Below are 22064 nucleotides of genomic sequence, written 5' to 3'. Positions count from 1 at the left end.
GACAGGTCTCTACCAACCCGCCACTCGTGCGGCGGAGCGTGAATTCACCCTGACTCCGGCACTACGGCTCAACAGCAACCCAGCGCACTCAGAGCATTCCCGCATCAACCGCCTGGCACCGACACGGCTGCCGGTACATCTCTGAGAGGTACACGGCTTCCGTGCCGGCGGTAACCGGTCTCCGATGAGAGAGAACAGTAGGTCAGGCCGAGACTTTCTCGAGCCGAGACGGTTCCTTGAGAGGTTCCGGCATGCCGTCATTGTCGCCGAGCATGTTCTCGTCGAACGGCAGCCGACCCGAGAGCACCTCGTCCACTCGATCGCGGTCGACCGAGCGTGTCCACGTGCCGATCAGCAGCGTCGCGACAGCGTTGCCGGAGAAATTGGTGACCGCGCGCGCTTCCGACATGAAGCGGTCGACACCCACGATCAGACCGACACCGTCGAGCAGGTCGGGGCGGTGGCTCTGTAGGCCACCGGCCAGCGTCGCAAGACCGGCGCCGGTGACCCCGGCCGCGCCCTTCGAGGCGATCACCATGAACACCAGCAACGAGACCTGCTCCGACAACGTGAGCGGACTTCCCATGGCATCGGCGACGAACAGCGCGGCCATCGTCAGGTAGATGGCGGTTCCGTCGAGGTTGAACGAATACCCCGTGGGCACGACGACACCGACGGTGGTGCGCTCGACGCCGAGATGCTCCATCTTGGCGATCAGACGCGGCAGCGCGGACTCCGACGACGACGTTGCGAAGATCAGGAGGTATTCACGGGCCAGGTAGCGGACGAGTCTGAACACCGAGACTCCCGCCACGGCCTTGAGCAGCGAGCCGAGCACACCGAACACGAACACCAGGCACGTGAGGTAGAACGCGAGCATCAACGCACCCAACTGCACGACTGCGTTCAGCCCCGTCTGTCCGACCACATTGGCGATTGCGCCGAATGCTCCGATCGGTGCGAGCCACAGGATCATCGTCAGAATCTTGAACACGAGCTTCTGGATATGCGCGACGCCGCGCAGAATCGGTTCACCCGATTTCCCGATGCCCTGGATCGCAAAGCCGACGAGCAGCGCGACGAACAGTGTCTGAAGCACACTGCCCGCGGTGAGCGACGACAGCAGCGACGTGGGAATGATCGACGAGATGAACTCGGCAGTACCGCCCGCAGCGTGCGCCTGCTCGGCGAGTGCGGCACCCGAATCTGCGGTCTCCGGGTCGAGCGTCAGGCCTGAGCCCGGGTCGAGAAGATTCCCGACGCCGAGTCCGATCGCCAAGGCGACCGTGGACATTCCGACGAAGTAGGCGAGGGCGAGACCACCGATCCGCCCGACGCTGGCGGCGGCACGCACCGAGCCGATGCCGAGCACGATGGTGCAGAAGATCACCGGGCTGATCATCATCTTGATCAGATCGACGAACATCGTGCCGAGCACACCGAGCGATTTACCGGCCTCGGGTGCCTGCCATCCGACGATCACACCCGCGACCACCGCAACGATGACGCCGATGTACAACCAGTGGGTGCGGTCGCGGTGTTTCTCCCCGCGCGTGGTGATACTCATGTGTGCCCTTCACGTTGTGGTGCAGTGTCGGCGACGAACCTGCTCGGATCGAGGTTCCACCGGCGTCGAATCGGGTGACCGAAGTCACGCGCACTGTGAACATGGTGGAGTGAAGGGCAGTGCGCGCAGAAGATTGCGTGCATTGTGTTCACGGGGAACGTGCGCGTGAACTCTTGGAGAAGACGCGCGGCGGGAGGTCGAGATGAGGTCGGGACCGGGTCGCGGCCGCCCTCTGAGCGTCGCGCGCCAACTGCTGATCCTGCAGCTGGTGGTGTTCACGGTGATGGCCGTGGTCGCCGGAGTCCTGTTCGTACTCGACGAACGCCGCGAGGCCGATGACGCCACCGGACGCGAAGTGACCGAGATCGCCGACACCTTCGCGCAGTTTCCCGAAGTCGCTGTCGGAATCACCACGAATGACGCGGGCGGCGACCTGCAGGTGCGGGCCGAGGAGGTTCGCACGTCGACCGGGGTCGATTTCGTGGTGGTCATGGGAATGAACGAGATCCGGTTGACTCATCCCACCCCCGGGGAGATCGGGCGGCCGTACACGGGCCACACGGATCAGGCACGCGCGGGTGCGACGTTCACCGAGACATACACCGGCTCGCTCGGCCCGTCGATCCGCGCCGTTGCGCCCGTCTACGACGAGGCAGGCGACCTCGTCGGCTTCGTGTCCGTCGGGGTGACGCGTACCCACATCTGGGAAGAGTTCGTTGCTGGACTACCCACGATCCTCGGAGTGGTCGCGGCGGGGGTGGCGGTGTCGGCTGTCGGCGCGTATCTCATCGCCCGCCGGTTCCGCCGGCAGACGTTGGGCCTCGATGCGCGGCAGCTCCGCACCCTCTACGAGCATCACGACGCGGTACTGCATTCGATCAGTGAGGGGTTGCTGGTATTCGATGTCGAGTCGTCGCGACCGCGGATCGATGTGGTCAACGACGAGGCACGGCGGCTTCTCGATCTGCCGCGCACCGGTCCGGTGCCGTTCGATGCTCTGCCCGCGACGGTCCGCGACCTGCTCAGCCGCCACGACGTTCGGGACGAGGTCCACGTCACGGAGGGCCGCGTTCTCCTGATCAACAGTGATGCGGTGCGGTGGGACGGGCGAACGCTCGGCACGGTCGTGACGCTGCGTGACCACACGGAGCTGCGAAGTGTGCTCGGTGAACTCGACGCGGTGAAGGGTTTCGCCGATTCACTGCGCGCGCAAGCCCACGAATCCGCCAACCGGTTGCACACGATCATCACCATGGTCGAACTCGGCAGGACCACCGACGCGGTCGCCTTCGCGACGGAGGAGCTCGCGATGTCGCAGGCGCTCATCGACCGTCTCACCTCGGCCGTGCGCGAACCCGCGCTCGTCGCGCTGCTGCTCGGGAAGAGTGCGGACGCTTCCGACCGGGGTGTGGAGCTGACGATCACCGAGGACACCGCACTCGACTCCACCTCGATCATGAGCACTCGCGACCTGGTGACGCTCGTGGGCAATCTCGTCGACAATGCGATCGACGCCGCGCGCATCTCGGACGAACCGTGGGTCGAGGTGGGGATACGGCAGGATGGAACCACCATGATCGTCGAAGTCGCAGACAGTGGACCGGGCATGTCCGCGCAAACCCTGGCACGAGCAACTGCACGCGGCTACTCCACGAAGTTCGATCACCACGGGCTCGGTCTGGCGTTGGTCAACGGGCTGGTCAGAAAGTACCGGGGAAGTCTGCGCACCGAGCCGTCCCTCGGCTCGATGGTCGTTGTGGAGATCCCGCTCGGCCGGACCGGCACCGACGACTCTGCGTTCGCCGCCGAGCCTGGAGACGACGAATGATCCGTGTGCTGATCGTCGAGGACGAGCCGCTGATCGCGAAAGCCCATCGCGAATATCTCGCTCGCATACCGGGTTTCACCGTCGTTGCGGTCGCGCACACCGGACAGGATGCACTGCGCGCCGTGACCACGGCAGCTCACGGGGGTGAGCCGATCGACCTCGTGCTCCTCGACATCGGGCTACCCGACACCAGCGGACTCGACATCGCAGCCGCACTGAGTGTGTTCCATCCGAGTCCCGACATCATCGCTGTGACCTCGGCGCGCGAACTCGAGGTGGTGCGCACTGCCGTCGCCCGCGGAATCGTGCTGTATCTACTCAAGCCGTTCACCTTCGCGGCCCTACGCGACAAACTCGAACGTTACGTGTCCTACCGTGAGGCGCTCGACGACTCAGGAAAGGCCGCCGGGCAGCACGAGATCGATCGCGCCATGTCGGCGTTGCGCACGTCCGACTCGCGCGCATCGAGTCCGAAAGGCATCGCGCCCGCGACCCTCGACCTCATCGTCGGGTACCTCCGGGACGCGGATGCCCCGTGCACTGCCGCTCAGGTCGGCGCCGGGATCGGTGTATCACGGGTGACGGCGTGGCGTTATCTCGAGCGTCTCGCCGACGACGGGGCACTCGTGCGACTCACCGAATACGGAAAGGCCGGGCGACCGCAGGTGCGCTACGCGCGCACTCCCTGACACCGCCCTCACCGTCACAGCGCCCACCGCCCGGGAACACCTGCAGGCCATCGCCGATGCTCTGACTCCGAAATGACAGAATACGAATTCATGAGCACAGATAACCGCCCCTCCGTCCTCCAACTACAGGACGTCAGCGTCGTGCGTCAGGGCCGGTCACTGATCGCACACATCGATCTCGATGTCCGTGCAGGCGAGCAATGGACGTTGATGGGGCCGAACGGTGCCGGGAAGTCGACGCTGCTCGCATTGTGCGGAGCCCACCAGCACCCGACGACCGGCACCGTGCACGTCCTCGGACACCGTCTCGGGCGCGTGGACATGCGCTCACTGCGAACACACATCGGTCACGTCGACCCACGCACACGTATCGACCCTCGTGTCACGGTGCGTGACGCAGTGTTGACCGGGCTCTACGCATCCACCTCACTGCCGCCGCGAGCCGCCCCGTCGGACGAGGAGCAGCGCAAGGCCGGCGAGTTGATCGGCATGCTCGGGCTCGGTGCGATCACCGACAGTCCGTGGTCGGTGCTCTCGCAGGGAGAACGAGGCCGCGCACTGATTGCGCGCGGCCTGGTCACCGACCCGGATCTGCTGCTGCTCGACGAGCCGACCACCGGACTCGACCTCGCAGCCCGCGAGGTCCTCCTGGGTGTCCTCGCCGAGCTACGTCAGCTCCGCCCCGAACTGGCTTCCGTGCTGGTCACCCACCACCTCGAAGAACTGCCCGCCTCGACGACACACGCTCTCGTCCTCTCCGGTGGCACGGTGGTCGCTCGGGGTGAGGTCGACGAGGCGTTGACCTCCGAAACGATTTCCGAGGCCTTCCGGCATCCGATCGCCGTCGAGCGCCGCGCCGGGCGGTGGTCGGCCACCGGAGCGGTGCAGGCCTACAGCTGACGCGTACCGGCGAACTCGACGACCGTCGACCCCCAGCCCAGCGCCCCGAATCGGGGCGTTCCGCATCCCGACTCCTCTACCAGCGCCGACAGTTCCGCCTCGGTGCGCTGGCCTGATCCGTGGAGGCACAGTTTCAGAAGATCGGCTTCTGTCTCGTGGTCGTCGGTGGTCTGCGGATCGAGTACGTCGGTGACCAGCACGACCCGTCGCGCAGACGCGCCGAGTGCACCGAGCAGCAGGCGCGCGTCGGCGTCGGGATGACTGTCGACCATCTCCACTGCGACGGCGAGGTCGACGGGCGTCGCGAGCGCGGTGAACTCGCTGCCGTCGATGCGCTGGATCTGCTCGCGGCGCGACTGGGCCACGTCGCCCAGGTTCCGGGTGTTCTGGGCGGGCAGTCCCACGAGCGAAATCTCGAGATCTGGATGGAGGCGGGCGAGGGTGTCGGCGTAGACGCCGGCGCCTTCCCCGTAGATCGCGACGGTGCGCACGCCGTCGAGATCGACCGCGTCGGGTAGTGCCGGCGCGCGGTACACGGACCCGAACGCGACCTCCTCGTGGAAGTCGTCCACGAATCCGGGTTCGCGAAGTTTGTCGGCGAAGCTGTGTCCGGCTGCGGGCGCCCCGGTCCGGACGGCGTCGAGCAGTCCCAGAAAGGCCATGTCGAGTCGGGTGTGGATCTTGTCGAAGTGCAGTGCCTGGCTGGCGAACGTGTCCTGATCGGCCAGGATCGATCCCATCTCGGTGAGTGTGAATCGGTCGTCCTCGACGGCCAGCAGGTCCATCAGTACGAGATGACGCAGCAGTTTCGCCGTTGCCGCAGGGTGAGTCCCGCATTCTGCGGCGATCGTGCCCGCAGTGTCGGCGCCGCCGTCGATCGCGGGGAAGAGCCCGACGGTCACTGCCGTCCGGATGACGAGCGGCGGCAGCAACTCGGACATCTCGTGCAACTGCGCGTCCGGGTCGGCCTCGGCGACCGCCGTGACGTCCTGCGAATCCGCCGCAGCGTGCGCAACCTCCCGGTGACGCCAGTACCCGGTGATCTCGACGAACTCCTTCGCGATCTCCTTGTCCCGCTTCGCCCACCGTCGCAGCGGCTTGATCGTCAGTGTCTCGCCCGCAACCCACAGATACGGTTGCCCGGGACGCCACTGTGCCGCCTGCACCGTCTCGACCAGCCTCGACTCACCCCCGTTGTCGGAACGGAACAGCCAGGTGACGTCGAGGGGTGCCTCGCATTTCAGCTCTTGTCGATGCGACGGTTCGGCGACCTCGATCACCACCGTCGCGGGCAGATCCGGCGGGAGTTGCTCGAGACAGTGCGCGATCGCGGGCAGTGCGGTCTCGTCGCCTGCGATGAGCATCCAGTCGGCGGCAGTGGGCAGGCCTGCCGAATGCTTCGGCCCCGCCATGAGGACCGTCTCCCCCGGCTGCACACGATTCGCCCAGTCCGACGCCAGCCCACCCTCGTGCATCGCGAAGTCGATGGCCATCTCACGGGTGTCTGCGTCGAAAGAGCGCACCGTGTAGGTCCGGGCGTACTGGAACGATCCCGACGGCCACTCGACGGCACCGCTGTCGGAGTTCCGAGGCACCTCGAACGGCAGTTCCCCGGTCTTCGGGTCGACCGGCAACAGCTTGACGTCGTCGTCGAAACCACTGGTCCGTACCGGCGGCAACTCGACACCGTCACGAACATGGGAGTCCATCGACGGTCCTCCGACGGTCACCCGGCGCATACCCGGTGTGACATCTTCGACCCGAAGCACGTCCATCTCTCGGATACAGATGGGAAATACCTCGAGCTCGCGGACGGTCCCAGCCATCGATAGCCCTTTCGTTCGAAGAAATCAGTACTCGCCGAGCACAACAGCAACCCAGTGTGCCACGGTCGGATCGGCGGCGAGCGTCGGGAAATCGAGGTCTTCCACCCCCGCGGAGCGCCAGCGTTCCACAAGTCCCATGATCCGGATCGAATCCAACCCTTCGTCGAGGAGATTCACCTCGTCACTGATCGATTCGAGCGGCTGATCCAGAGCACTGGCGATGTCTCCGATGACGATCTCGCGCGTAAGCACTGTGTTGTCCTTTCCTGTTTCGTCTTGCGTGTTTCTTCGTATCGCCCGAGACCCTGGCGCGAACTGGATCATTCCTCGAGCGAGGGCAGGATCTGCCGCCACCCGGCAGCCGTCGCGATGCCGTCGTGATCTGCGTCCACGGAATGGACCACGAGTGTCCCAGCGTGGATTCGCTCCCACCGGTCGGCAAAGCAGACCGGTGGCCTCGACCGCTGGGCCTCGAACAGCGTGAGGGTCCCCGAGTACACCGGCGCCTTCGCCGTATCCAGCAGAGTCGCGGTGTATGCGAAGTTCTCGGCGATGTCGGCGGCCAGTTCCGACGGGAGTCCGGACGCGCGTGCTGCCGGCACATCGGTGCTGCGCCCGTCGAGTGGTTCACTGTCCACCAGCCCGACGAAGTCGACGACGTCACCTTCCTCCGTCAGCACCGCCGCGATCGCGTGTGCGAGCGTTCCACCGAACGAGTATCCGAGCAGGCGGTACGGTCCTCGCGGCTGTTCGCGCCGCACTGCCCGCAGGTGGTGTGCGACGAGGTCGTCGAACGACTCGGGACGGTCGTGCGCGGGAAGCTGCAGTCCGACGACGGGACGGTCGAGCATCGAGGCCAGCGACGCGAACTGCCACGCGAAGCCTCCGGCCGGATGGATGCAGAACAGGGGCTCTCCGGTTCCGCTGCGGCCGAAGCGGATAACGTCTCTCGTCGCATCGTCGGCATCGCCGCCCCGGCGGGCGTCGACGAGTTCGGCCACTGCCTCGACGGTCTGGCGGTCGAGCAACTCCGCGACATCCACGCGGACGGAGGTGTCGCGTTCGAGCCGCGAGACCAGTCGCATCGCTGCCAGCGAGTCTCCACCACAGTCGACGAAACCGTCGTCTGCGCCCACTTCGTCCAACCCGAGCAGGTCGCAGTACACGGCGGCCACGATCCACTGTGTCGGCGTGCGAAGCGAATCCGCGACGTTGCGGCGCGGCGGTTCGGGCAGGGCCGCCCGGTCGAGCTTGCCGTTGACCGTGAGGGGGATGGTGTCCACTCGCACGATCTGCGCCGGAACGAGATGCGCCGGAACCGTGTCGCGTAATTGTGCACGCAGTTCGCTCTCCGTGTGTGCACCGTCGGCCACGACGTACCCGATCAGTCGCGACGCGTTGCCGGTCGACAGGACCGTCGCGGCGGCCCGCGCCACACCCGGCAGCGCCTCGAGTGCCGACTCGATCTCGCCGAGTTCGATGCGGATACCCCGGATCTTGACCTGCCGATCGACTCGCCCGAGATACTCCAGCCGCCCTCCGTCGAGGTAACGGACGAGATCGCCTGTGCGGTACATCCGCTCTCCGGCCGCGAACGGATCCGCCACGAACAGCGACGCGGTCTGCCCGTACCGGCCGCGATATCCGTGCGCCACACCGTCACCGGACATGTAGAGCTCACCGGACGCCCCGACGGCGACCGGACGCAGCCCGGAATCGAGTACGCGCGCACAGGCATTGCGGATCGGTGTGCCGAGGCACGGGGTCGCACTGTCCGCGACGGCCGATCCCATCGCGTTGATGGTGAATTCGGTCGGTCCGTAGAGGTCGTAACCGTCGATGCCTACCTGGTCTCGCAGCCTGCTCCACAATTCTTGTGGGACGGCCTCACCACCGAGCATCACCAGCTTCGGGGCCCGCTCGTCGTCGAGCAGGCCGGCAGCGATCAGTTCGCGCGCGTACGACGGCGTCACGTTCACCACGTCGATTCCGACGGTCCGATAGTGCTGCACCAGCGAACGCGGATCGGACCTGGCCTCCTCGTCGATGACATGCACGTGATGACCTGCCAGCAGCCAGAACAGTTCCTCCCACGACATGTCGAAGGAGAACGACACGGTGTGTGCGATCCGCAACTGCCTGCCGTCGACGATGCTCTCCGTGCCGCGGAAGATCTCGTCACGATGGTTGTGGTACATCGTGGTCAGACCGCGGTGACCGACCTGCACACCCTTCGGCTTACCCGTCGAGCCCGATGTGTAGATGACATAGGCGGGTTGATCCGGATGGATGGGCCCACCGATACGGTGCGTCGGCACGTCCGGTGCGGGACGAACTCCCGACAGGACCTCGGCGATCTCCTGGTCGGCGAGGTCGACGACGCCGACCCCCGGTAGCTCGGCCACCACCTCGGCGACCCGTTCGGTGCGGGCGTCGGCCGTGACGACCGTCCTGGCACCGCTGTCGAGCACGATCTCCCGCAGTCGCGAACTCGGATGCGCGAGATCGAGCGGAAGATACGCGGCACCCGCGCGCATCACCGCGAAGATCGCCACGACGTGATCGGCGATCCGCGGCAACATCAGGGCGACGAGGTCGCCGGCCCCGACTCCGGTCGCCACCAGGTGCCGAGCAAGCGCGGTCACCCGGCTGTCGAACTCACCGGCAGTGAACGTCTCGGCACCACAGGTCAGTGCCGGCGAGTCCGGGGTGGCGGCGGCGCGTTCGGACAGCAACGTGTCGATGCTGCCCTGTGCCGCACCGGGCAGAGGTATCGGTTCGCGGGGCGCGGTAAGCGCGGTGCGTTCGAGCTCCGCGTACGCACGCCCGGTCTCTGCCACCGTGGTAGCGATCCGCGCCCGAGCGCCCGCAATTTCCGTGATCATGCCCGTGAGGTCGGCGAGCAGGGACGCGGCGGCCTCGTCGTCGACGAGATCGGGCCGGTTCTCGATCGTCACTTCCATGGCGCCGCTGCGGCTGCGCGGGTCGATGTCGACAGTGATCGCGTAGTGGGTCGAGTCCGTCGCCTCCGCCACCGAGATCCCCGCGCGTTCGAACACACCGACTCGCGCCGCGTCACCTCCGACGTTGCGGAACACCACCAGCGTGTCGAACAGCACCCCGAACCCTGCGGCCCGGGCGATCTCGCCGAGGCCTGCATGGTGGTGTTCGATCAGAGCACCCTGATCGACGAACAACCGGCGCAGCGTATCCACCAAGGTCATGGACGAACGCAGGTGAACCCGGACCGGCACGGTGTTCAGTGTCAGCCCGACCATACGATCGACATCCGGCACGAGCGGGTCGCGTCCTGACACCGTCGATCCGAAGACCACATCGTCGCGTCCGGTCAGTCGGCGCAGGGTCAGTGCCCACGCGAGTGACATCACGGTCGACACCGTGACACCGTTCTCTGCGGCAAACGCGACGATCTCGTCGCGCACCGAGTCGTCGAGCCGCTGTGTGACGCGGTTGGGCAGCGACATCGTGCCGGGGGCCGCGTTCGGTGCGATCAGCGTCGGTTCGTCGAGATCGGCCAGGTGGAGTGCCCAGGCCTTCGCAGCGACGTCCGCATCGAGTCCGGCCAGATGACGCAGATGATCGGTGAAGTCCGCCGCCGGAACCAGCACACGCTGCAGCGCCGACGCCACCTCGGAATCACCTGCCGAGTCCGCCGGGTACAGGCCGACGAGCATCTTCGCGACACCGTAGAGCGTGAACAGTTCGGTGAACAGAACTCCCTGCGACCACGCATCGGACAGGAGATGGTGCTGGGTCACGATCAGCTGCCCGGCCGAATCCGGCGCCGTGACGAGCACCGCGCGCACCAGTGGTGCGTGGTCGAGCGCGAAGGGACGAGCGAACTCGTCGGCAGCGACGTCATCGAGGCCGACGAGGGATTCGGACTGCTTCTCTTCTATGTCGATCGTCACCGTTCCGATGACCGACACCGGTTCTGCGAACATCGAATGCGTAAATGCCGCACCGAGATTCGGGTACCGGAGAACGATAGCCGCCAACGCAGCGGCCAATGCCCGACGGTCGGCGGGTTCCGCGAAGGTGAAGCGGTGCTGCACGTGATAGTTGTCCGCGGCGCCGCGCCCGCCACTCACGGACTGGAAGTACATTCCCCGCTGCAACGGGGTCAGCGGCAGAACCTGTTGCCACCCCGGGTACTCGGCGTCCACACGTGCTCGGGCCGTATCGTCCATCTCGACGAGCTCGGCACGCGTGTGCGGTGCATCGTCTCCGGTCGACATCCGAACTGCACGGTCCACGAGTTCGTCCAGGGTGTCGCACTCGAACACGTCGGCCACGGCGATGCGCACCCCGCGGCCGGACGCCGCTGCCACGAACCGTACTGCGGCGATACTGTCCCCACCGAGAGCGAAGAAGTTCGATCCCATGTCGATCTGGGTTCCGAGGACGTCGCGGGCTGCTGCAGCGAGAGCCTCGGCGATCGATCCCGATGTCCGGTCGCCGGTACCCGGCAACGTTCCGCTCGGCGGGGCGGTGATCGCCGGCGCAGGCAGACCCGCACGGTCGAGCTTGCCGTTCAACGTGCGTGGCAGGGACTCCACGACAGTGATCGACTGCGGCACGAACTGATCCGGCAGCGACTCCACCAGTGCCTGCCGCATCCGGACAGGATCGGCCGAGATGCCGTTACGGACGACGACGTACCCGAAGAGCCGGGAAGATCCATCCGCGATCGCAGCCACCTTCGCGGCCGCGTCGGTGACCTCGGGCAACGCGCGCAGCGCAGTCTCGACCTCGCCGAGCTCGATACGGAACCCGCGCACCTTCACCTGGTCGTCGGTGCGCCGCAGGTACTGGATACGGCCGCGGCGTCTGCGCACCGCATCGCCCGTCCGGTACAACCGCTCCCCCGGGCGCCGCGGGTCGGCGACGAATCGGGTCGCGGTCAGCCCCGGTCGGTTGAGGTACCCGCGAGCGATCTGGGCACCCCCCAGGTACAGCTCACCGAACGCACTTTCGGGAACCTCACGGAGGAGGTCGTCGAGAACAGTGGCCCGCACGTCGATCCACGGTCCACCGATCGTGACCGGCGCACCCGCGGTGAGGCGGTCCGTCGTGGCCCACACCGTGGCTTCCGTGGGGCCGTACACATTCCAGACCTCGTCGCTGACCGTGGTCAGTTGATCGGCCAGTTCGGCGGGGACCGCTTCACCACCGATCAGGGCACGCGCCGCCCGCACGCCGGGCACGGTCAGGAGCAGTCGCCACAGCGACGGGGTCGCCTGCACGACCGTGGCACCGGACGCCTCGATCAGCGCGGCCAGCTTCTCGGGATCGACCACCGACGAGCGCGGAGCCACCACCACGGACGCGCCGAGCGCCAACGGACACATCAGCTCCAGCACCGCGATGTCGAACGACACGGTGGTCACCGCCATCACCCGATCGTCACTGCCGATCCAGCCCAGCCGGCCCGTGGCATCCGCGAACGCCGCGAGGTTGGCCGAGGTGACCATGACCCCCTTGGGTTTTCCGGTCGTCCCCGACGTGTGGATGATGTAGGCGAGTCCGTCGTCGGCGACGGGGACCTCCGGCAGCACGACCTCTGTCCGAATCTCCATGCCTGCAGCGTCGACCCGCAGCGCGGGGAGGTCCATCCATCCGACGTCGTCGGCGGTCGCCGCCGACACCAGCACGCAGACCGGACGTGCATCGTCGAGCATGTACTGCAGACGATCGCGTGGATAGTCGACATCCAGCGGCAGGTAGGCGGCACCGCATCGCAGCACCGCGAGCAACGCCAGTGGCAGACCGGCGTCCCTGCCGACCGCGACCCCGACCACCGACCCCGCACGTACTCCGCGCGCAGTCAGCTCGCGGGCGAGCACATCGACGCGGGCACCGGCCTCGCGATAGCTGGTCTCCTTCCCGTCCACGACGATCGCGGGGGCATCGGGTCGTTCCCCGACCTGGGTCAGGAACCGCTGGACCACCGACTGCGGTGCATGCTCGCGCATCGGACCGTCGTGGGCATCGACACTGCCGAGCGCCGAGATCGGCCGGTCCGGCCGCTCGACGATGTGGGTGAGCGTGACGAGGAGTTCGTCGGCCATGTGGGCGATCGCGTCCGCATCGAACAGATCGGCGGCGGCGCCCAGACGGATCTCGGTCGCCGTTCCGCTCTCACGGAGCCAGACGGAGATATCCATGCGCGCAGGCGGATCGATCGGTTCGACGGGGGTGGCCGTGACGTCACCCAGTTCGATCGGCGCACCGAGGATTTCGTGTCCGACCATCGTCTGGAACAACGGGTGACGTCCCGCGGCGCGTTCCGGTGCGACCGCGTCGACGACACGATCGAACGGCACGTGCTGGTGTTCGAGCGCGTCGAGCCCGACGGCGCGCACGCGGTCGAGCACCTGTCCGGGTGTCGGATTGCCGGCGAGGTCGATCCGGTGCACGGCGGTGTTCACCAGGTATCCGACGGTGTCCCGGAATCGCCCGTCCGCGAGAAGTTCCCGGTCGGATACCGTTGTGCCGAGTGGAATGTCGCTGCCCGCTCCGAATCGCTGCCACGTCAATGCGACTGCAGCCTCGAGAAGCATCAGCACCGACACTCCGTGCCGGACGGTTGCGTGTTTCAGTGCGTCCGCCATCGCGCTGTCGAGCAGCCGCACTGCATCGACCGACCGGTGCGTCGCATGCCGGGAGCGGGGCCGGTCGGCAGGCAGCTCGAGTTCGGAGGGAAGAGCGGCGAGCCGTCGTTCCCAGTGCGCCAACGACCGTTCGGCGTCCGCCGAAGCTGTCCGGACTCGGTCTGCCCGAGCGAACTCAGCGAAATCGGGTGCGACAGAGGCCAGCTGCGGAGTGCGGCCCGTCAGCCGATCCCGGTAGGCCTGAGCCAGGGTGTCGAGCAGGATCGGCACCGACGCGCCGTCCACTGCGATGTGGTGGATCACGATGACGAGCGCTGCCCATCCGGGTCCGCGAAGCACGGTGGCCCGTGCAGGCACCGCGGATGTCAGATCGAAAACCGAATCCGGGTCCGAGATGTCCTGGCGCACAGCGGAGTCGAGGTCGAGTTCCGTGCTGCGGTCCCGCAGTTCCGGGATCGCCGACTCGGGCAGCACTCGCACCTCAGGGTTACCGTCGGGCCCCGCGGGATAACAGGTCCTCAGGATCGGGAAGTGCGCCAACAGGTCTCGCCACGCAGCGCGCAGCGCCGCCGTGTCCGGAGTGTCCGACAGTGCGAGTACGACGGGGACGTCGTGTGCACGGGACTGCTCATCCAGTCGGTGCAGGATCCACAGCCGCTCCTGCGCGGACGACAACACCGGTTCACGGGAGATGTCGTCCGGCTCGGATGCATCCACAACGGGGGCTGCCGGGGAAGCCTGTGCGCGCGCGGCGAGTGCCCGGGCCGTGCGCGCCGCGAAGATGTCGGCGACGGAGACGACGATGCCGTGCCGTCGCAGACCGCTGACCGCGCGCATCGCGACCAGCGAATGCCCGCCACGATCGAAGAAGTCGTCGTCGGGGAGCAGAGTGGTCTCGAGTACCTCACCCAGTTGCGCGGTCACAGTATCGACGAGGTGCGGCAGTGCGGTACCACCGGACGACGGTACGCGGGCGGCGACGGCCCGCGGCGGCAGGACGCCGATCGCACGCGGAACGAACTCGGACGCAGGACGGTCCAGGTTCGAGATCATGTCCGCGATGACGGTCGGGAGCGCCTCGACGACCTTCGACGCGGTCGTCGTGTCCACCACGGCAGGGTCGTGGTCGACCACGAGCCGGAACCGGTCGCCGGGCGGTGCGAGCAGCGACAGCGGGTACTGCGTCGTACTGATGTTGCCGATGCCGAGGATGTGCGTCGAGTCGGCGGAGTCGTCCGGGTTCGCGCCGAATCGCGCAGGATAGTTTTCGAACACCACCAGGGTGTCGAACAGACCCGTGCCGCCACGTACGTTGCTGCAGGATTCGATCTCCGACAGCGGCAGGTGTTCCGCATCGCCGAGGTCGTACTGGTCTCGTTGGCCGGCCTGCAGCACGTCCCGCAACGGACGATGATCCATCCGCATGCGCACCGGAACGGTGTTGCTGAACAGGCCCACCATCGTCTCGACCCGTTCGAGGTCGGCGGGCCGGCCGGACACGGTCGTGCCGAACACGACGTCGTCGTTGTCGACGAGCGCGCACAGAACGGCACTCCACGCACCTTGCACGACGGTGTTGACAGTGAGCCCGTTCGCGCGCGCAACCTCCGCAAGTTGCTGCCCGAGCGTGTCGTCCACCGCGACCTCGGTTGCCACCGGATGCTCCCCGGCGCCCTCGCCGCGGGCGACCAGTGTGGGCTCCGTCAGCCCGGCCAGACGGCGGCGCCAGGCTCCGCGCAGTTCAGCACGGTCGAGGCGGCTCAGCCACCGCAGGAAGTCGGCATAGTCGGGAGCGGGCGGCAAACCGGCCGTGCCGTGGTTGTAGACGTACACCAGTTCGCGCAACACGATCGGCGTCGACCAGCCGTCGGTCACGAGGTGGTGCGCATTGAGTATCAGTTGCGTCTGCCCACCGGGGAGCCGGAGCACATGCCCCGCCAGGAGAGGTCCCCGCTGCACGTCGAAGATCCGCTCCGCAGCACGCAGCCGGGTCTGTGCGGCGGCCGCAGCGGCTGCGCTCTCCGGCAGATCCCGAAGATCGGAGACCCGCCACGGAATCTCGATCACCTGAGGGATCGTCGCGACAGGCTCATCGACACCGTCGAAATGGAATCCGGCGGCCAGGTTCCGGTGACGGGCGACGACGGCCGAGAATGCGGCACGTAACCGGTCGGTGTCGAGCTCACCCGCGAGGTCGACGACCGCGGTCAGGACGTACGGGTCGTGTTCGGTGAAGCGAGCAGCATGCGCGAGCAACCCTTCCTGCAGCGGGGAGAGCGGCAGGATCTCGGCGAGCGGTCCGGTGATCGATTCGAGGAAGGAGATCTGGCGCTGCGTGACGACGACGTCATCGCAGTCGGCGGCGCTCAACCCTCCGGGATGCAGAGCAGCGTGGGCGGCGAAACCGCTCAATGCCTCGTCGAAGCATCGCTGCAGCTCCGCGACCGCCGATCCGTCGAGAAGTGCACCGGCGGCGGTCCATTCGATGGACAGCACCGGCCCCGCGGGGTCGTCGTGGACGAACGCATTGATCGCCAGGATCTCGGTGAGCGTGCGGGTGCCCGGCTCCACCACGCCGAATGCGTCACCGGCAATCGTGCGCCAATCCGGACCCGACATTCCGGCGGGCTTTCCGAGGTAGTTGAGCACGATCTGGGGCGCGGACAGCTCGCTGAGGGCCGCACCGGCGTCGTCCAGGAATCGCAGGACGCCGTAGCCGATCCCGTTGTCGCGTCCCGCGCGGCGGCGGGCCTTGACCTCGTGCAGGATCTCGGCGACGACGCGTCCCCCGCCCAACGCTTCGGCCAGGCGCTCGTCGGTGTCGACGAATGCGGCAGGCACGGACACCGGATATTCGGTGGTGAACCAGCCGACGGTCGATCCACGGTCCGAACCCGAGTCCGCGTCGCGGCCGTGCCCTTCCGCCAGGACCGGGAAATCGCCTGTTGCTGTTCCCCGGTAGGCGCGCATCGCGACGGTCAGTGCCGCGAGCAGCACCTCGTCGGGTCGTGCCCGGTACATCGCGCACAGGGTGTCGACGACCGCGGTGCCGACCGCGGCTGTCGTGTTCGTTCGAGTCACCTGCGCGGTCGAATGGGTATCGATGCCGGGCCGGAGGTCGGACTCGACGAGCACCTGCGAGCCCGTCTCCAGAACTTCACACCACATCGCCTTCTCGTCGACGTAGCGGTGCACGGCACCACGGGCGGCGAGATCCCTCGCGCGGTGCAGCCACGATTCGCTCGCCGTCGTCGGGAGTGCACGACCGCGGTAGGCCGCCACAAGATCGGTCAGCAGAGTGCTCCAGGACACCGCGTCGACGGCGAAGTGGTGGATCACGACGAGCAACCGATCGTTGCCGTCCGTCATACGAACGATGCTCACCCGCAGCAGATCGCCCGCACGCGGTGCCAGTTCTTCGGCGCTGTCCCGGGCCCAGGAGGCGACCTCGCGCACGAAGTCGACTGCGGAGACCGGCCCGCGCTCTCCGATCGTCACGGGCGCGGTGGTAGCGGCGGGAATGTCCACGGAGTCGTCGTCGCGGACGATCATCCGCAGGGCCGGATGCCGCTCCCGCAGTGTCTGTACCGCAGCTGCCAGCGCCTCACCGTCGATGTGGCCGTCGATGTCGACGGCCGTCCACTGCGCGTACGACGACACCGACTCGATCGAGTCGCTCCGCAGGACGTTGCGCATGATCGGCGTCGTCGGCGCCCGCCCGATCCCGGTGTCGTCGATCAGTGCCGCGGCGTCGTCGACCAGTTCACGTGCGAGTGCCGCGAGTGTGGCGAGGTCTCGGCCGGACAGCAGTTCCTTGGGGGTGAGGGCCAGTCCGTGCGCGCGTAGCCGGCTGCTGATGCTGATGGCACCGATGCTGTCGCCGCCGAGCGTGAACAGGTCGGCGTCGAGCGACACGGATTCCGCGCCCAGCACCTCGGCTACGACTGCGCACAAAGCGTATTCCGCAGGCGTGCCGGGCTCGCGACCGGAGTCGCCCCGCGCGGATGCGAGACTGGAAGGATCCGGCAGTTGCTTCCGGTCGATCTTGCCGTTGACCGTCACCGGCAGCTCGTCCAGGACCACGACCACGGACGGCACCAGGTGATCCGGGACCCTGGTCAGCAGCTCACGCCGGACGTCGTCGCCGGACAGTGCGGCGTCGTCGGACACGACGTATCCGACGAGCTTCGCGAAGGCACCTGCCCCGTGCACGACTGCGACCGATGAGGTGACCGAACTTGCCTGTGCCAGAGCAGCTTCGACTTCACGAAGCTCCACCCGGTGGCCGCGGATCTTGACCTGGTCGTCGACGCGGCCACGGTATTCGAAGCCGGTCTCGGGGTTCCAGCAGGCGAGATCGCCGGTGCGGTACATCCGCCCACCCGACGCATCGAAGGGGTCCGCCACAAATCGGTCCGCGGTGATCCCGGGCCGATCGAGGTAGCCGCGTGCAAGTTGGGGGCCGGACAGGTACAGCTCACCGGCCTCCCCATCCAGAACGGGATGCAGTGCCGCGTCGAGGAGATAGGCCGCGGTGCCTTCCAAGGGCATACCGATGTAGACGTCGGGGCCGGTCACGTCGGCCGCGATCGCATCGACCGTGGCTTCGGTGGGCCCGTACATGTTGTAGGCGCGGGCCGGACTCCGTCCGAGTTGCTCGGCGAGTGCGGAGGGCAGCGCTTCACCACCGACGACGATCGTATCGACCCGGTGGCCCGTGTCGGTCGCGAACGAAGTCGGGATCAGTCCCGCTTCGACGAGGAACGCCGCCATCGACGGGGTCGTGTCGACGACGTCGATCGCATCATGGGTGAACTTTTCGATCTGCAGATCGGCATCGCGCTGAATATCACTGCCGTACAGATGAATATGGTGACCGCCGACGATCCACATCAGCGGATCGAGGGAGGCGTCGAACGCGAACGAGGTGGTGTGGGCGACGTGCAGTTGACGTCCCCCGGCTCGCGCGCGAGCATCCGCGTGCACCGTGTCGCGTTGACGATGCACGAGATGCGCGAGCCCTCCTGAGCGGACGACGACACCCTTCGGCGTCCCTGTCGAACCCGAGGTGAACAGTACGTAGGCGGCGTCGTCGGGGTGCGGGGTGGCTGCCCGCTCGCCGTCGCGCAGTCGTGCGTCGGGAAGTGAGTCCAGTTCGGATTCGGTCTCTTCCGTCCCCAGCCGGATCGTCTCGCATGCCGCGTTCGTCACCGGCGGTTCCCCTGCGCACAGCAGCAGCGAGGGGCGGGCAAGTTCGACGAGGCCGTTGAGTCGTTCGGTGGGGTACGCCGGATCCAGTACGACGTAGGCGGCGCCGGCTTCCCAGACCGCGAAGATGCAGGCGACGATGTCCGTGGTCCGTGGCAGGGCAATCGCCACGATGTCGTCGGGGCCCACTCCGCGGGAGCGGATCAGGCGTGCAAGACGGTACGTGCGCGATGCGAGATCTGCTGCCGTCACGTGGTTGTCGGAATCGGAGAGCACGACGTCGTCGGGGTGCGCGGCTGCCATGTCCGCGAACATGTCGGCGACCGAGCGGGCACCGGCCTGCGGAAGCGCAGCGGGACTCCACTTCTCGTCGAGACCGCGGGAGCGCAGACCCACCGTGCCGAGCGACGGTCGCTCGGGCGCGCACAGTGCGCGGATGAGCCCGGCCAGGCTTTCGGCCCGGGCGTTCACCTCGGCCTCGGACACGATCCGGGCGTCGACTTCGAACCCGAGCATCATGCGCCCGCCGTCGATGGGTGTCGCTGTCAGACCCAGTTCCTCCGGCGGCCCGCCCGCGACGTTGCGCAGGGTTCCGACTGCTCCGGCGAAGTTCAGATCGAAATCGAAGGCCTTGAGGTTGATTCCCACCCCGTGCAGGACGGCACCCGCTCCGGGCGCGGCCAGATCACGTACGAGATCCTCGCCGCGGTAGCGTTGGTGCTCACGTAGCTCACTCAGAGCGGTCGCGGCCGACGACCCCAGCATCGAGATGTCATCGGACAGGGACACCGAGACGCGCAGCGGCAGCACGTTGACCGCCATCGACGGTGTCGTGAGTGCGGTGCGCGTGGTGCGCACCATGACGGGCAGCGCCAGCACGACGTCGGCGGTCCCGTGCAGCCGGGCAACGAATCCCACGTAGGCACCGATCAGTACGTCCGCCCACGTGCATCCGCTCTCTGCAGCGATCTGTTTCAGCTGCTCCATAACCTCGGCATCGAGGATCGCCCGAGCAGAATGTGTCTGTGCTGCCGATCCGAGATCGGCTCCCCCGCGGCGGCCGTGTAACTCGGGCAGTGGATCGAGACGCGCTGTCCAGTAGGCACGGTCCAGCGACGCCTGTTCGGAGTCCCGGTACTCCACATCCTCGGTGACGACCTCGGAGATCGAACCGAAAGTGTTCGGGCGAAGCCGCTTTCCCGTCACTGCAGCGGTGTAGCGAGTCGCCAGCCGACGGGAGATCATCGCCGCGGAGTACCCGTCGACGATCAAGTGGTGGTACAGCTGAACGCACCACACCTGCGTGGACGACAAGCGGAGCAGCGTGTAAGTGAAAAGTTCTCGCTCCTCCATGTCCCGGGCAGCGCAGGCTGCGTCGGCGCGGATGCGGGTTACGGCCTCGTGTGCTGCCGCGAGCGGATCCTTCTCGTCGCCGAGGTCGAGGACGGGGATCGACAACGTCTGTTCGGGGGCGATCCACTGGCGGGGTCCGTCATCGGTGTCGACGAATCGCAACCTCATCGTCTCGGCCTCGGCGACGGTCTCCGAGATCTCCGCGATGAGCACCGGCAGATCTATCTCCACGCCTGCCGCGGAGCCGTCGATCTCGAGTACTTCACCCACGAGGTAGTACGGCGAATCCGGTTCGAGTCGTTGCGCGTTCCAGATCCCGAGTTGCGCGCCGGTGAGCGGCATCAGCGTGGGTGTGGCAGTCGCGGCGGCAGTGGTCGGGGCCGGGTGCCCTTCGGTGAGTGTCATGATCCCTGACTTTTCTTGTCGATCTTGCCTACCGACGTGGTGGGAAACTCGGTGACGAACTCGAAGCGATCCGGGATCGTGTACGCCGCCACCTGCCGTTCGGTCCGCAGAAATGCGCGTAGCTGGGACGCGGTGGGTGTCGCGGAGTTCGGATCGCGCCGGATCACGTACGCACAGATGCGTTCGCCCAGAGCCTCATCGGGAATACCTACGACGGATACGTCGTGGATCTCGTGGTGTGCCAGCAGATGGTTCTCCACCATCGCCGGCGCGATCTTCTCGCCGCCGCGATTGATTTGATCCTTGCTGCGGCCCACGACCGTGAGGTATCCGCGGGGGTCGCGGACCACGATGTCGCCGGTGGCGTAGAACCCGTCGGCGGTGAACGACGTCCGGTTGTGCTTCGGCGCCCGGAAATAGCCGCGGATCGTGTACGGTCCACGCGTCTGCAGGTGCCCCGCCACGCCGTCGGCCACCGGCGCGCCCGCGTCGTCGACGACCCGCACTTCGTCGTCGGGAGAGATGGGACGACCCTGGGTGGTGGTGACTGTCTCCTCGTCGTCATCGGGGCGTGTGTAGTTGACCAGTCCTTCGGCCATGCCGAACACCTGCGTCAGGGAGCACCCGAGCTCCGGGGCGACCCGGCGGGCCGCCTCCTCCGGTAGCTTCGCGCCCCCCACCCACAGCGAGGAGAGCGACGAGATATCACGATCGTGGCGCGCCGATGAATTCAGCCACGCGATCAGCACCGGCGGTACGAGCGCCGCATGGGTGACCGCGTGTTCCTCGATCAACCGCAAGCAGGTATCCGGGCTGGGGTCCGGGGCCATCACCACGAGGCCACCTACGGCGATCATTCCCAGCAGCCCCGGCGAGCTCATCGTGAAGTTGTGCGAGATCGGCAGTACCGCAAGCATCACCGAGGAGCTGTCGATCTGGCAGATCCGCGCGCTCTCACGCACCGAGTACAGGTAGTCGTCGTGAGTGCGCGGAATAAGTTTCGGTGTACCGGTGGTGCCTCCCGAGAGCTGGAGGAACGCCACGTCCGACGGCAGTGAGCGGTCGACGCGCGGCAGGGGTGGGCCGGTTGCCCACGATTCGTCACCGATCGGGATCACGAAGGTCGAGACATCGGGGAAGTCGGTATCGATCTCGGTTGCGAGGTCCCCGTACGACGTGAGACCGAACTTGTCGACGGTGACGTACCCGCGGGCCGTTGCGGCCGTGCAGAACTGGCGGATCTCGGCGGAGCGGTGCGCGGCCAGCGCGAACACCGGCAACGCACCGATTTCGAACAGCGCGAACACGACTTCGACGTACTCGACGGTGTTCGGCATGTGGACGATCACGCGGTCGCCGCGGCCGAGTCCTCGGGCCGCGAATTCACCCGCGATGATCTGCACTCGCTCCGAGAGTTCGGCGTAGGACAACGAACGCCGCGGATCCACGACCGCCGGCCGGTCCGGATGGGCAGCGACCGTACCGGCCAGGAGCGCCGAATGTGTCTGTCCGATCCAGTAGCCCTTCTCGCGGTACTGCGCGGCGAACTCGGCCGGGTAGTCCACCACCCCGTCGAGGCGGAGCGGTGCGATGGGCGTGCTGGTGTCGACGGATAGCTTCGGTGGTGCCATCGGGTCCCTCTCGGATCGGTCT

General features: G+C 67.0%; 8 protein-coding genes. 3 read left to right on the top strand and 5 right to left on the bottom strand.

Features of this window, described 5'->3' with window-relative positions; genetic code table 11:
* Positions 1–202: 202 nt before the first annotated feature.
* Positions 203–1567 (bottom strand): cation:dicarboxylate symporter family transporter, encoded by a 1365-nt coding sequence (locus ACSYG9_RS14075; protein ID WP_454838769.1) that lies wholly within the window; start codon positions 1565–1567, stop codon positions 203–205.
* A gap of 202 nt (positions 1568–1769) precedes the next feature.
* Between ACSYG9_RS14075 and ACSYG9_RS14070 the strand changes: the two genes are divergently transcribed.
* The 3 genes from ACSYG9_RS14070 (at position 1770) to ACSYG9_RS14060 (ending at position 4984) form a co-directional block, all read left to right on the top strand.
* Entirely contained in the window at positions 1770–3395 is a 1626-nt protein-coding gene (locus tag ACSYG9_RS14070; RefSeq protein WP_440123155.1) for an ATP-binding protein, read from the top strand.
* Positions 3392–4084, top strand: coding sequence for a response regulator (locus ACSYG9_RS14065; protein WP_169688270.1), 693 nt, complete (start codon positions 3392–3394; stop codon positions 4082–4084). Before ACSYG9_RS14070 ends, ACSYG9_RS14065 begins: the two co-directional genes overlap by 4 nt.
* A gap of 90 nt (positions 4085–4174) precedes the next feature.
* Positions 4175–4984 (top strand): ATP-binding cassette domain-containing protein, encoded by an 810-nt coding sequence (locus tag ACSYG9_RS14060; protein ID WP_440123154.1) that lies wholly within the window; start codon positions 4175–4177, stop codon positions 4982–4984.
* Here ACSYG9_RS14060 and ACSYG9_RS14055 read toward each other — a convergent pair.
* From ACSYG9_RS14055 to ACSYG9_RS14040, 4 genes are all read right to left on the bottom strand, one after another.
* The gene (locus ACSYG9_RS14055; RefSeq protein WP_454838767.1) at positions 4975–6810 is read right to left on the bottom strand and encodes a siderophore-interacting protein; all 1836 of its coding nucleotides are present in this window, start codon (positions 6808–6810) and stop codon (positions 4975–4977) included. The two genes, ACSYG9_RS14060 and ACSYG9_RS14055, sit on opposite strands and share 10 nt — an antisense overlap.
* A gap of 24 nt (positions 6811–6834) precedes the next feature.
* Complete coding sequence (locus tag ACSYG9_RS14050) at positions 6835–7062, bottom strand: phosphopantetheine-binding protein (RefSeq protein ID WP_247272727.1); 228 nt, start codon at positions 7060–7062, stop codon at positions 6835–6837.
* A 68-nt stretch (positions 7063–7130) separates the two neighbouring features.
* The gene (locus ACSYG9_RS14045) at positions 7131–20411 is read right to left on the bottom strand and encodes an amino acid adenylation domain-containing protein (RefSeq protein WP_454838765.1); all 13281 of its coding nucleotides are present in this window, start codon (positions 20409–20411) and stop codon (positions 7131–7133) included.
* On the bottom strand, positions 20408–22042 hold the full coding sequence (locus ACSYG9_RS14040) for a (2,3-dihydroxybenzoyl)adenylate synthase (protein WP_454842956.1): 1635 nt from the start codon (positions 22040–22042) through the stop codon (positions 20408–20410). Before ACSYG9_RS14040 ends, ACSYG9_RS14045 begins: the two co-directional genes overlap by 4 nt.
* Positions 22043–22064: the final 22 nt, after the last annotated feature.

The sequence above is a fragment of the Rhodococcus sp. SJ-2 genome, from assembly GCF_053750035.1.
The sequence above is the reverse complement of the archived record's forward strand: the minus strand, read 5'-3'. Positions and strand labels throughout refer to the sequence as shown.